At 73.5% G+C, this 12,143-nt stretch carries 10 protein-coding genes; 5 read left to right on the top strand and 5 right to left on the bottom strand.

Annotation, left to right across the window (positions count from 1 at the left end; genetic code table 11):
• Nucleotides 1–90: 90 nt before the first annotated feature.
• Nucleotides 91–867, bottom strand: a complete 777-nt coding sequence (locus ACZ6RT_RS09650; protein ID WP_399186318.1) for an AMP-binding protein — start codon at nucleotides 865–867, stop codon at nucleotides 91–93.
• Nucleotides 868–1,336: 469 nt separating this feature from the next.
• Nucleotides 1,337–3,814: a tetratricopeptide repeat protein gene (locus ACZ6RT_RS09645; RefSeq protein ID WP_470152815.1), complete on the bottom strand. Its 2,478-nt coding sequence runs from the start codon at nucleotides 3,812–3,814 to the stop codon at nucleotides 1,337–1,339.
• A gap of 179 nt (nucleotides 3,815–3,993) precedes the next feature.
• On the opposite strand from ACZ6RT_RS09645, the gene ACZ6RT_RS09640 reads away from it, so the two are divergent.
• Nucleotides 3,994–6,039: an ABC transporter ATP-binding protein gene (locus tag ACZ6RT_RS09640; RefSeq protein ID WP_470152814.1), complete on the top strand. Its 2,046-nt coding sequence runs from the start codon at nucleotides 3,994–3,996 to the stop codon at nucleotides 6,037–6,039.
• On the opposite strand, the gene ACZ6RT_RS09635 is transcribed toward ACZ6RT_RS09640, so the two are convergent.
• Complete coding sequence (locus tag ACZ6RT_RS09635; protein WP_399186321.1) at nucleotides 6,027–7,493, bottom strand: penicillin-binding transpeptidase domain-containing protein; 1,467 nt, start codon at nucleotides 7,491–7,493, stop codon at nucleotides 6,027–6,029. The genes ACZ6RT_RS09640 and ACZ6RT_RS09635 overlap by 13 nt on opposite strands.
• Nucleotides 7,494–7,689: 196 nt before the next feature.
• Here ACZ6RT_RS09635 and ACZ6RT_RS09630 point away from each other — a divergent pair, with 196 nt between their 5' ends.
• Nucleotides 7,690–8,109: a hypothetical protein gene (locus ACZ6RT_RS09630; RefSeq protein WP_470152811.1), complete on the top strand. Its 420-nt coding sequence runs from the start codon at nucleotides 7,690–7,692 to the stop codon at nucleotides 8,107–8,109.
• On the top strand, nucleotides 8,106–8,405 hold the full coding sequence (locus ACZ6RT_RS09625) for a transcriptional regulator (RefSeq protein ID WP_399186323.1): 300 nt from the start codon (nucleotides 8,106–8,108) through the stop codon (nucleotides 8,403–8,405). The genes ACZ6RT_RS09630 and ACZ6RT_RS09625 overlap by 4 nt, the downstream gene beginning before the upstream one ends.
• A gap of 20 nt (nucleotides 8,406–8,425) precedes the next feature.
• Here ACZ6RT_RS09625 and ACZ6RT_RS09620 read toward each other — a convergent pair whose 3' ends face one another.
• The gene (locus ACZ6RT_RS09620; protein WP_470152810.1) at nucleotides 8,426–8,806 is read right to left on the bottom strand and encodes a MerR family transcriptional regulator; all 381 of its coding nucleotides are present in this window, start codon (nucleotides 8,804–8,806) and stop codon (nucleotides 8,426–8,428) included.
• A 252-nt stretch (nucleotides 8,807–9,058) separates the two neighbouring features.
• On the opposite strand from ACZ6RT_RS09620, the gene ACZ6RT_RS09615 reads away from it, so the two are divergent.
• Nucleotides 9,059–9,997, top strand: a complete 939-nt coding sequence (locus ACZ6RT_RS09615) for an aldo/keto reductase (protein ID WP_470152808.1) — start codon at nucleotides 9,059–9,061, stop codon at nucleotides 9,995–9,997.
• A gap of 73 nt (nucleotides 9,998–10,070) precedes the next feature.
• Here ACZ6RT_RS09615 and ACZ6RT_RS09610 read toward each other — a convergent pair whose 3' ends face one another.
• Nucleotides 10,071–10,727, bottom strand: a complete 657-nt coding sequence (locus ACZ6RT_RS09610; protein ID WP_470152806.1) for a TetR/AcrR family transcriptional regulator — start codon at nucleotides 10,725–10,727, stop codon at nucleotides 10,071–10,073.
• Nucleotides 10,728–10,816: 89 nt separating this feature from the next.
• On the opposite strand from ACZ6RT_RS09610, the gene ACZ6RT_RS09605 reads away from it, so the two are divergent.
• Nucleotides 10,817–12,118 (top strand): GH1 family beta-glucosidase, encoded by a 1,302-nt coding sequence (locus ACZ6RT_RS09605; RefSeq protein WP_470152804.1) that lies wholly within the window; start codon nucleotides 10,817–10,819, stop codon nucleotides 12,116–12,118.
• Nucleotides 12,119–12,143: the final 25 nt, after the last annotated feature.

The following is a 12,143-nucleotide window of genomic DNA, read 5'->3' as shown; positions in this document are numbered from 1 at the left end:
TGCCCGGTGGCCCCGCGCGTGACGTGCCCGGTGCCGCGCGCCCCGTCCCTGACCCGCCGGACGGCGCCGGACGGCGGGGCGCGGCCCGCCTCAGACGCGCTGGACGGCCCCGTCGGGGAGCGCCACGACGGTGACGCCGAAGTCCTGGATGGTCGCCGACAGCTCCCGGGACATCAGCCCCGGGGCCACCACGACCAGCGCGCCGCGCATCAGCGCCAGCCCGATCAGGATCGTCAGGGCCATGCTGCACCGCAGGGGCCAGGTGATCAGCAGCACGTCGGACTTGCCGAGGTCGGCTCCCCGGTCGAGCGCGTTCATCCGGGTGATCAGATCCTGGTGGGTCAGCACGCCCCCGTCCTCGACCAGCAGCGCGGGCTGCACCACCGGGTCGAGGAAGGGCAGCGGGACCGGTTCGAGCAGCAGCAGGTCGGCGAAGTCGACGGTGTCGCGGGCCTGGCCGAACGCGATCACCTGCCGCACCCGGGAGTCCTCCACCGCGCGCAGCGACGCGCCCGCCAGCCGCGGGGTGGTGATGAGCAGCCGCGCGTCCCACTCGGCCAGCAGGTCGGCCATCTCCTCGCACCCCGAGGTGATGGGCGCCGCCACCCCACCGGCCGCGATGACCGTGTGCACCGCCAGCGTCTGGGCCACCGCGCTGTCCACGTGGATGCCGGCGACCTGACGCCGCCTGGCCCCCCGCCGCACCAGACCCGAGGCTCCCCGCGTCACCTCCGCGGCCAGGCGGCGGTGGCCGTACACCAGGCCGGCGTCGAGGTCGATCAGCGCGGGCCGATCGCCTCGCCCGTGCGCGTAGCCGAACACCGCCTCGGTGAGGGTGCAGCTGGTGGACGGAGAGGTCGGTCTCATTCCGCCGACGCTAGGGGCGGGCCGTCCGCGCGGGCATCGGCAGATGTATGTAGATGGCTGTGTATCCGGCCCCTCCGCGCCCGCCCGTCCACCCGGCCGCGGGACGTCCGGCCCGCGGGTCCCCCGGCGCGTCCCGGGCGGCGTCGTGACCGTGGGCGGGAACGCCGGGCGGGCCCGGGCCCTGCGCGACCCGAGCCCGCTGTCACATGCCCCATGACCTGGTCCCCACCCCTCCGAGGAGACCCCGGCCGTCGACAAGGGCACGCGACGTCCGCGACGTGCCCGACCGAGACGTCCGGGATGGTGTGGACCTCCGTCCCGTACCGGGGTTTCGGCCGGCGCGGTGCGGAAGGCTGGACGTCATCGGTCGAACACCAGGAAAACGTACGGCGCGCCACGGGTCCGCCACATGCTCCGGAGTGCGTATCCCGGGATGTATCTTCCGCGCCGCACATGTGTAGCCCGCGGGCTAGGAACGGTTCTGCTCGACCACCCAGGTGGCGACCTGCGTCCGGGAGGAGAAGCCGAGCTTGGCCAGGATGTTGGCGACGTGCCGGGCGGCGGTGGCGGGACTGATCACCAGGTCGTCGGCGATGGCCTTGTTGCTCAGGCCCCTGGCGACGAGCTCGGCGATCTCCCACTCCCGGCAGGTGAGCGTGGTCAGCGGGGTGACCGCCGGGGAGGCGCCGAGCAGCGGGGGCGTCTCGTGCGGCTCCTCGACCTGCAGCGCGTAGCGGACCGCCTGCTCCTGGGACATCTCCTGGCCCTGCGCCCACAGCCGGGCGACCTGGCTCTCGCCGAGGCGCATCCGGGCGGGCTGGAGCAGCTCCTCCATCCGCGCCCCGAACCCGGGCGGGAGCACGGCGCCGCTCATCGCGCTCCTGATCGCGGCGGAGGCCCCGGCCAGGCGCACCGCGCGGCGGTCGTCCTCCTCGGCGAGGGCGAGCTGGGCGAGCGTCTCGATCCGGCGGGCCACGCCGAGCCGCTGGCCGGTCCCGATGCACAGCCGCAGGCTCTCGATCAGCCTGACCCGCGCGGTGGCGAGGTCTCCCTGGGCGAGGGCGATGCGGCCCAGTCCGGACAGGCACGTGACGACCTGCCAGTGGGCGGTGATGTCCTGGAGCATGTCGAGGGCGCGCTCGTAGCGGGCGCGGGCCTCGGCCAGGTCGCCGCGGAGCCAGGCGACCTGGGCCAGGCCGATCAGCGCGACCGGCGCGGCCCAGTGGTTGTCGAGCTCGTGCGCGATCGCCAGCGCGGCCTCGAAGGAGCGCTGCGACTCCTTCGCCCTGCCCTCGGAGAGGGCGAGCGTGCCCTCCATCGACCGGACGACCGTCTCGTGCCAGGGGTCGTCGACCGCGCGCACGGCCTCCAGCGCCTCGTCCAGCAGGGCCCTGGCCCGGTCGGGACGGCGCTGGTAGATGGCCACCCAGGCCAGCACGGCCAGCGCGCCGCCGAGCGGCCCGTGCAGGCCCGCCTGCCGGCACAGCCCGACCGCGGCGGTGCAGGCGACCTGGGCCGCGTCGGGGTCGCCCTGCCCGAAGGCCACCTGCCCGCGCAGCGCGAGGGCGTCGCCGCGCACCTGGGGCGACAGCTCCTCGGGGGCGGCCTCCAGCAGGCGGTCGAGCCACTTGTCGGCCGGGGTGAACCTGCCCCCGGCGATGAGCGGCCAGCGCAGCAGGACGAGCAGGCGCAGCGCGCTCTCCGGGTCGTCGTCGGCCTCGGCCGACCAGCGCACCGCCGCCCACACGTTGGCCTGGAGCTCGTCCATCATGACCAGCATCGGGCAGATCTCCGCCCAGGTGGGGCGGGGCCGCCGGACGATCGTGCGGTGCATCCGGGCGGCGACCTCGATCATGTGGTCGCGGTGCAGCCTGCGGAAGCCGGACTCCTCCCCGGAGGCGGCCAGCTGCTCGGCCGCGTACTCGCGGATCGTCTCCAGCATGCGGTAGCGCGTCTCGCCCGCGACCGCCGTCTCGGCCAGCACCAGTGACTTGTCGACCAGGACGCAGAGCACCCTCAGCACGTCCTCGGCGCGCAGGGCGTCGCGCGCGCAGACCCGCTCGGCCATGTCGAGCGTCCACCCGCCGGTGAAGACCGCCAGCCGCCTGAGCAGGATCCGTTCGGGCTCGTCCAGCTGCTGGTAACTCCAGTCGACGGTCGCCCTGAGCGTCTGCTGCCTGGCCGGGGCCGTCCGGTCGCCCGCCGACAGCAGCCGGAACCGGTCCCTGATCCGGGCGTTGATCTGCCCCACGGTCAGCACCCGGCACAGGGCGGCGGCGAGCTCGATGGCCAGCGGCATCCCGTCGAGCGCCTCGCAGAGCCCGGCGATGTCGGCCTCGTTCTGCTCGGTGACGGCGAACTCGCGGGAGGCCGCGGCGGCGCGGTCGACGAAGAGCCGCACCGCCTCGCTGTCGGCCGGGTCGTGGCCGCCGCCCCGGGGCAGGCTGAGCGGCGGCACGCGCCACACGGTCTCCCCGGCCACCCGCAGCGGCTCCCGGCTGGTCGTGAGCACGCGCACCTCGGGGCAGACGGTCAGGACCGCGCGGCAGAACCTGGCGGACTCCTCGATGAGCGATTCGCAGTTGTCCATGACCAGCAGCAGCCGCCGGTCGCCGAGCGCGTCGATCAGGGTCTCGGCCAGCGCGCGGGACGGCTCGGCCTTGACCCCGAGCACGGCGGCCACCCTGGTCTCGATCTGGTCGCCGGGCACCGCGTCGGCCAGCTCGACCAGCCAGACGCCCCCGGGGAACTCCGCCGCCACCTGGGAGGCCACCCGGATCGCCAGCCTGCTCTTGCCGATGCCGCCCGTCCCGCAGAGCGTCACCACCCGGGCGACGCCCAGCAGGTCGACGAGTTCTTCCACGTCGGTCTCACGCCCCACGAAGCCGTTCGGTTCGAGGGGCAGGTTGCCACCGGTGAGGGAGGCGTGCGCGGTGTCCTGGGTCATCGGCTCTTAGGGAGGTCGGGTAGAACCGTCACAGAAAGTGTGACATCAATTACCGAACCATGCCCGGTCTTAGTCCTTTTTCCGGGCGGCGCGCGGGCGCGGGTCCCGGTGCTGACCGTCAGCGGCCATCGGATGGCCATCGGATGGCCATCGCCGGGACGGCCGCTCACACTGCTTCCATGGCCGACTCCCCCGTCCCCCGCTCCCCCGACCCGTCGGGCTCCCCGCCCCCTTCCGGCACGTCCGGCCCGGCCGACGCCCCCGGCCCGGCCGGTGCTCCCGATCCGGCCGACGCCCCAGGCCCGGCCGGTGCTCCCGGCCCGGCCGGTGACCCGGGTCCGTCCCGGGCCCCCGGTCCGGCCGCGGACGACTCCCCCGAGTTCGGCGAGCTGAACCTCTCCGAGTGGTACGCGCACGCCGACACGATGGCGAAGGTCGGGTTCCTGACCATCGCCCGCAGGCTCCCGGCCCTGGTCTCGCAGGCCGTCGGGCTGGCGTGGTCGGCCAGCCGCCGCGACACCGCCGTCGCGATCGCGCTGAGCCTGCTGGCCGGCGTGTTCACCGCGTTCGGGCTGCTCGCCACCACCGAGGTGCTGTCGGCGCTGTTCGCGGCCGGTCCGACCCCCGAGCGGGTGCGGGCCGCCCTGCCCGGCCTGATCATGGTGGGGGTGGCCGCGGCCCTGCGCACCCTCATGCAGGCGGGCGCGGGCTGGGCGCAGTCACGGCTGGAGCCTCAGGTCGGCCGGCTCGCCGAGGAGCGCCTGTACGGGCTGACCAGCAAGGTCGAGCTCGCGGCCTTCGACGACCCCGACTTCCACGACGCCCTCCAGCGGGCCCGGACGCGCGGGGTCTCCACGGCCGACGTGGTGGTGGGCACGACCGTCAACGTGCTGACCGCGGCGATCGGCATCGTCGCCGCCGCGGGCGTGCTGGGGGTGCTCCACCCCGTGCTGCTGCCGCTGCTGGCGCTGGCGGTGCTGCCCGACGCCTGGGCGGCGGTCCGCTCGGCGCGGATGCGCTACACGACCCTGTACGCGCTGATCCCGGTCGGCCGCCGTAAGTGGATCATCTCGGACCTGCTGGCGCAGCGGGACCCGGCGGCCGAGGTGCGCTCGTTCACCATGCGCGACTTCCTGATGCGGATGTACGACGTGGTCGCCACGGCCGAGCAGACCGTCATGCTCACCCTGGCGCGGCGGCAGACGGTCGCCAGGATCGTGGGCGAGGCGCTGGGCGGGATCGGCACCGCCCTGGTGTACGTGGCGCTGGGGGTGCTGCTGGCGATGGGCGCGGTCCCGCTGGCGGTGGCGGGCACCGCGGTGCTGGCGATCCGCTCGGGCCAGACGTACCTGGCCAACCTGATGTTCGCCACGAACCGCCTGTACGAGGAGGGCCTGTACTTCACCGACTTCCTGGACTTCTGCGCCGAGGCGGAGGGGAGGATGGCGGCCGGGCGGCCGGCACCGGCGCCGGAGGCCTTCGCCCGGATCGTCGCCGAGGACGTCGTCTTCACCTATCCCGGCTCCGCCTCCCCTGCGCTGCGGGGGGTGAGCGTGCGCGTCGAGCGGGGCGAGGTGATCGCGCTGGTCGGGGAGAACGGGTCGGGCAAGACCACGCTGGCCAAGATCCTGTCCGGGCTGTACGAGCCGGACGCCGGCCGGGTCCTGTGGGACGACACCGACCTGTCCACCGTCGACCCCGACGCGCTGAGGCGCCGTATCGCGGTCATCGCCCAGGACCACACCCGCTGGCCGCTGCGGGCCCGCCACAACATCACCATGGGCACCGACAAGGGGGAGCCCGCGCTCGTCGCGGCGGCCGAGGTCGCCGGTGCCGACCAGGTCGTGGCCGAGCTGCCGCACGGCTACCGCACCCTGCTCGACCGGCGTTTCAAGGACGGCCACGAGCTGTCCGGAGGTCAGTGGCAGAGGATCGCGGTGGCCCGCGGCTTCCACAGGGACGCCCCGCTGCTGATCTGCGACGAGCCCACCGCCGCGCTGGACGCCCGCGCCGAGAACGCCCTGTTCGAACGCATCCGGGAGCACGCCGACGGGCGCACCGTCCTGCTGATCACCCACCGGCTGGCGAGCGTCCGCTACGCCGACCGGATCTACGTGCTGGACCACGGCAGGGTCATCGAGCAGGGCACCCACGACGAGCTCATCGGCCTCGACGGCCTCTACGCCGACCTGTACGGGCTCCAGGCCTCCGCCTACTCGGCCTGACCGACCAGCACGGCCTCGATGACGGCCCTGGCGATGGGGGCCGCCACCCGCCCGCCCTCCCCGCCGCCCTCGACCAGGACGCCCACCGCGACCCGGGGGGCGGCGGCCGGTGCGAAGCCGGTGAAGAGCGCGTGGTCCGCGGCCGGGGGGACGTTCCCTGCCGAACCGGTCTCGGCCGCGACCTTCACCCCGGGGACGGCCGCGGCGACGCCCGTCCCTCCCGGCTCGGTGACGGCGACCATCATCCCGGTGAGCCGTTCGGCCTCCTCGGCGCCGAACACCCGGCGGTAGGGCGACGGCTCGGCCCGCTCGATCACGGTGTCGTCGGCGAGGCGGACGTCCTCCACCAGGTGGGGGCGCATCAGCAGGCCGTCGTTGGCCACCGTCGCCGCGATCATCGCCATCATCAGCGGGGTGACCCGGACACCGGCCCCGCCCAGCGCCGACAACGCGGTCCGCGCGTCGTCCGTCGCCGGCGGGTAGACGCTCCTGACCACCGGCATGGGGATCCGCAGGTCGTCGGTGTCGAACCCGAACGCCTCGGCCCGCTCGCGCAGCGCGTCGTGGCCGAGCTCGATGCCGAGCTTGGCGAAGGGGGTGTCGCAGGAGGACCGGAACGCCTGGAGCAGGGCCGCCTCCCCTCCGGCACAGGCGGCGCCGCGCCGTTCGCGCAGGTAGGTGCCGGTGCCGGGGAGCCGGAGCGAGGCCGGGACGCTGACGGCGACGCCGGGGCCGTACCGCCCGGAGGCGAGCGCCGCGGCGCTGGTGACGATCTTGAAGGTGGACCCGGCCGGGTGGCTCCGCTGGATGGCCCGGTTGACCAGCGGGTCGGCGGGATCGCCCCGCAGCCTCTTGTCCGCCCGGTCGAGCCTGGCCGGGTTGAAGCTCGCGTACAGGTTCGGGTTGTAGGAGGGCAGGGAGACCATCGCCAGGACGGCGCCGGTGCGGGGGTCGATCGCGACGACTGCGCCGGGCAGGCCGGTGGCGCGCAGGCCGTCGTAGGCGGCCCGCTGGGCGCCGCGGTCGAGGGTGAGCCTGAGGGTGGCGCCGTCGCGGGTCCCGCCGATCAGCCCGCGCACCCGTACCCGGGGGTCGTTCCCGGACAGCAGGGCGTCCTCGGCCCGCTCCAGCCCGCCGCTGCCGTGGAGCGAGAAGTGCCCGGTGACCGGCGCGTACAGCCGGCCGCCGGGGTAGACCCGCCGGTAGCGGTAGGTGACGCTCCTGGACCTGCGGCTGGCCGCGACGACCGTGCCGTCGCGGAGCAGGATCCGGCCCCTGGGGCTCTCGAAGCGGGCGATCGTCGTCCGGCGGTTGCGCGGGTCCTCGTTGAGCCGTTCGGAGTCCAGCGCCTGCAGGTAGGTCACGTTGGCCAGGAGGGCGAACAGCATGGCGCCGCACATGAGGGCGACATGCCGCAGCGGAATGTTGATCCGGCGTGCCCGCGGTGCGATCATGACCCCTCCCGGACCCCGGCTCCGATACCGGTTTAACAGCCGGACCGAAAAGGGCGCCCCGAGCCGGGGCAAAGCCGCCGTACGGCTTGCGGTCCCCGTCACGCGACCCATGTGGGAAAAAGCGCGGGAAATTACTTAGCAATTTGGAAAGTAATGCCCTACTGTGAAGGTACTGCCCGAGCAGGAAGGTGGCCCCATGACACAGCACGATCACATGAGCCCGGCGGAGGCGCTGGCACGCGCCGAGGAGCTGGAGACCGTCGTGCGGAACCGCTCCAAGTGGTACGCCCGCTATCTGGCCACGTTCGGTGTCGCGACGTTCGCGTTGATGCTCGCGCTCGGATTCACCTCGGGCCCGCTCGCCCTGACGGTCTCCATGACCCTGTGGGTGGCGTTCGTCGCGGCCATATCCGTCTACGCCGTACGCCAGCCGGTGAGCCGCCGCGGGTTCGGCACCCGGCACGGCGTGATCATGGCGACGTGGGGGCTGCTGTACGCCGCCGTCCTGATGGGCGGGCTGGCCTGGTTCCGCGGCGAGCCCGTCTGGTGGGTCCCGGGCGCGGTCGTGGTGTCGCTGCCCGCCTTCGTCGGCGCCTACCTGGAGGCGCGCCGGTGAGTCATCCGCGCCACCTGCTCGACGACGTCATCCACTCGCCGGTCCGGTTCGCGATCGTGGCGCTGCTCGCCGCCGCCGAGAAGGCCGAGTTCGGCTACGTCCGCGACACCGTCGAGGTGACCGACTCGGCCCTGTCCCGGCAGGTCGCCACGCTGGAGAACGCCGGTTACGTCCAGGTCACCAAGGGCTACGTCGGCAAGCGCCCGCGGACCTGGCTCGCTCTCAGCAAGGAGGGCAAGGCCGCGTTCGCCGCGCACTGCGCGGCGCTGCGGGCGATCGCCGACGGCGTGCCGTAGCGCGAGCCCGCCGGAGGCGGTCAGCCGGCCACCGAGTGGTAGTACCGGATCTTGTTCCGGATCGCCACCTGCTGCTCGCGCAGGTCGTCGACCTGCTCCTCCACCCGCCGGTCGTGGGCCTCCAGCAGCGCGATCCGCTCGCGGAACGTGTGGTCGCCCGCCCTGGTCAGCTCCGCGAAACGGAGCATCTCCGCGATCGGCATGCCGGTGCCGCGCAGGCAGCGGAGCATGCCGAGCCAGCCGACGTCCTGCTGGGTGAACCTGCGCTGCCCGGCCGCGTTGCGGCCGATCGGTTCGAGCAGCCCGATCCGCTCGTAGTAGCGGAGCGTGTCGAGGCTGAAGCCGGTCTCCTCGACCACCTGTCCCGGTGTGTACACGCTCACGTCCGTGGACCCCGTCACCTGACCACCTCACCGAGAGTCGCCCCTGCCGGCCCGCCGTCGCCGGCGGATCGGCACAACCTGAAAGGTCCCGGACCGACGCGGCGGCCCGGAGCCCTGTCCCGTCCGTCCGGGATGGTTCACGAAGACACGAACCTGCCACGACCCTACCGACGCCCCCGCGGCCGTAACAAACGCCCGGACCCCCGGGACACGGGTCCCTCAGCGGTCGCGCTTGACCTGGAGTGAACTCCAGCCTGCAGGGTGGGACCCATGACGCACATCCCCCTCGCCCTGGGCACCATCCCGTTCGGCACCGCCGTCGACGACGAGACCACGTTCGCCATCCTCGACCGGTTCGCCGAGGCCGGCGGCACCATGCTGGACACCGCGAACAACTACCCGTTCTGGATCGAGGGCGCCACCGGTGACGAGAGCGAGCTGGCCGTCGGCCGCTGGCTGGCCGCCCGCGGCAACCGTGACCGGATGGTGCTGAGCACCAAGTGCGGCGCCCGGCCGGCCGTCCCGGGCGACCGTACCCTGGACTTCGCCGAGGGCCTGTCCGCCAAGGCGATCGCCGCCGCCGCCGAGGGCAGCCTGCGGCGGCTCGGCACCGACCACGTCGACGTGTACTGGGCGCACGTCGAGGACCGCTCCGTCCCGCTGGAGGAGACGCTGGGCGCCTTCGGCGAGCTGGTACGGGCCGGCGCGGTGCGCGAGATCGGCGCGAGCAACGTCCCCGCCTGGCGCCTGGAGCGCGCCCGCGCCCTCTCCCGGGCCATGGACCTGCCGCCCTACACCCACGTGCAGCTCCGCCACACCTACCTGCGGCCCCGGCCCGGGGTGAGGCTCCCCGAGGGGGGTCACGTCCTGGTCCAGGACGACATGCTCGACTACCTGCGCTCGGAGCCGGACCTGACGCTGTGGGCGTACAACACGCTCATGTTCGGCGCCTACACCCGCGCGGACCGGCCGATCCAGGACGTCTACGACCACCCGGGCACCACCCGCGGGCTCGCCGTGCTGCGGGAGATCGCCGGTGAGCTGGGCGCGAGCGTCAACCAGGTGGTGCTGGCCTGGCTGATCGGCGGTGACGTCAGGACGGTCCCGATCGTCGGCGTGAGCTCCCTGGCCCAGCTGGAGGAGGCCCTGGGCGCCCTGGACCTCACCCTCGACGCCGGGCACCGCGACCGCCTGGAGTCCGTCCGCTGACGCCCTCCCCGCGACGGCCCCGCGACGGCCCCGCGACGGCGCGGGGACGGAGACGGGCACGGGCGCCCGCGTGTCACCCGGCGGGCAGGTGGACCGACAGATAGCGCCGGACCAGGTTCTTGCACTCCTCGATCAGGTCGGGGTCGCCGTCCGGGTGGGAGCGGAAGGCGAGCTTGAGCACCGCGTCGGCGGCCTCGACCGCGACGAAGAGGGCCCGGTCCAGGCCGGGGCCGATCGGGGCGCCCATCAGCTCGACGGTGATCCCGCGGAGCCGGTCGGCCACGATGGCGTTGTTCTCCATCGCGGCGTCGAGCATCCGGTCGGTGCCCTTGACCACCGAACCGGACGGACCGGCGAGCACCTTCCCGAAGTCGACGACCGCGAAGCCCGGGGTGGACCGCTTCATCGCGACGAACTCGTCGACGGCGAGGTCGACCATCTCCGTCCAGTCGGACAGGTGCGCCTGCGCGAGCCTGGCCGTGATCCGGCCGAGGAACGCCTCCAGGTTGCGCATCGCCAGCGCCCGGACCAGCCCCTGCTTGTCCGGGAAGAACTGGTAGAAGGTCCCGATCGGCACCTCGGCGCGGCGGGCGACCTCCTTGGTGGTCATCATCTCGTAGCCGACCTCGTCGAGCAGACGCGCGCACTCGTCCAGCATGCGTTCCACCCTCTCCAGGCTGCGGCGCTGGGCAGGACGGCGGCGAAGCGTTCCCCCGGAGACGTTCGTCATCTCCCCATCATCCCTCACGGGAGGGATCGTCCCCTCACGAACGGGCGGGGGGTTACCATGATCCGGACTCAGGCGGGCTGGAGGCCGGGATGTTCCTGTGGGGTACGGCGACCGCGTCCTACCAGATCGAGGGCGCCGTCGCCGAGGACGGCCGGGGCGCCTCGATCTGGGACACCTTCTCCCACGAGCCCGGCCGGATCCGGGGCGGTGACACCGGCGACGTGGCCTGCGACCACTACCACCGCTGGCGGGAGGACGTCGCGCTGATGTCCGGCCTCGGGGTGAACTCCTACCGGTTCTCCATCGCCTGGCCGCGCGTCCAGCCCGACGGCAGGGGCGCGGTCAACCGGGCGGGGCTGGACTTCTACGACCGGCTGACCGACGCGCTCGTCGAGCGGGACATCGTCCCCGCGGCCACGCTGTTCCACTGGGACCTGCCCCAGCGGCTGGAGGACGAGGGCGGGTGGCTGAACCGCGACACCGCCCACCGCTTCGCCGAGTACGCCGCGGCCGTGGCCGACCGGCTCGCCGACCGGATCCCCATCTGGATCACCCTGAACGAGCCCTTCGTCCACATGGTCTACGGGTACGCGCTGGGTACCCACGCCCCCGGCAGGACCCTGGTCCTGGACGCGCTGCCCGCCGCCCACCACCAGCTGCTCGGGCACGGCCTGGCCGTGCGGGAGCTGCGGGCGCGCGGCGCGGAGAAGGTGCTGATCACCAACAACTGCACCCCGGTCCGTCCCGCCTCCGGCGACCCGGCCGACCTGGCCGCCGCGGACGCCTACGACACGCTGCACAACCGCCTGTTCAACGACCCGGTGCTGCTGGGCGCCTACCCCGACCTGTCCGCGTACGGGACGGACATGGACGGGGTCCGCGACGACGACCTGGAGCTCATCTCCGCCCCGCTCGACGGCATCGGTATCAACTACTACAACCCCACCCGGATCGCCGCCCCCGTCGACGAGGGTCTCCCCTTCCACGACGCGGGCGTCACCGGCCATCCCGTCACCGGCTTCGGCTGGCCCGTCGTCCCCGACGGGCTGCGCGAGCTTCTCGTCGGCCTCCGGGACCGGTACGGCGACGCCCTGCCGCCCGTGTACGTCACCGAGAACGGCTGCTCCCAGCCCGACGAGCCCGGCCCGGACGGGACGGTCGACGACCGGGCCAGGATCGAGTTCCTCGACGGCCACATCGAGGCCATGGAGCGGGCGCGGGCCGAGGGGGTGGACGTGCGCGGCTACTACGTCTGGTCCCTGCTGGACAACTTCGAGTGGGCCGAGGGCTACAGCCAGCGTTTCGGGCTCGTCCACGTCGACTTCCCCACCGGGGCGCGTACCCCGAAGGCCTCCTACCACTGGCTGCGCGAGCGCATCGCGCGACCGTGACCGTGACCCCCGGGGCCTCCCGCCG

It is taken from the genome of Streptosporangium sp. NPDC050148 (genome assembly GCF_055586505.1).
This window is presented reverse-complemented; position numbering and strand designations above follow the sequence as displayed.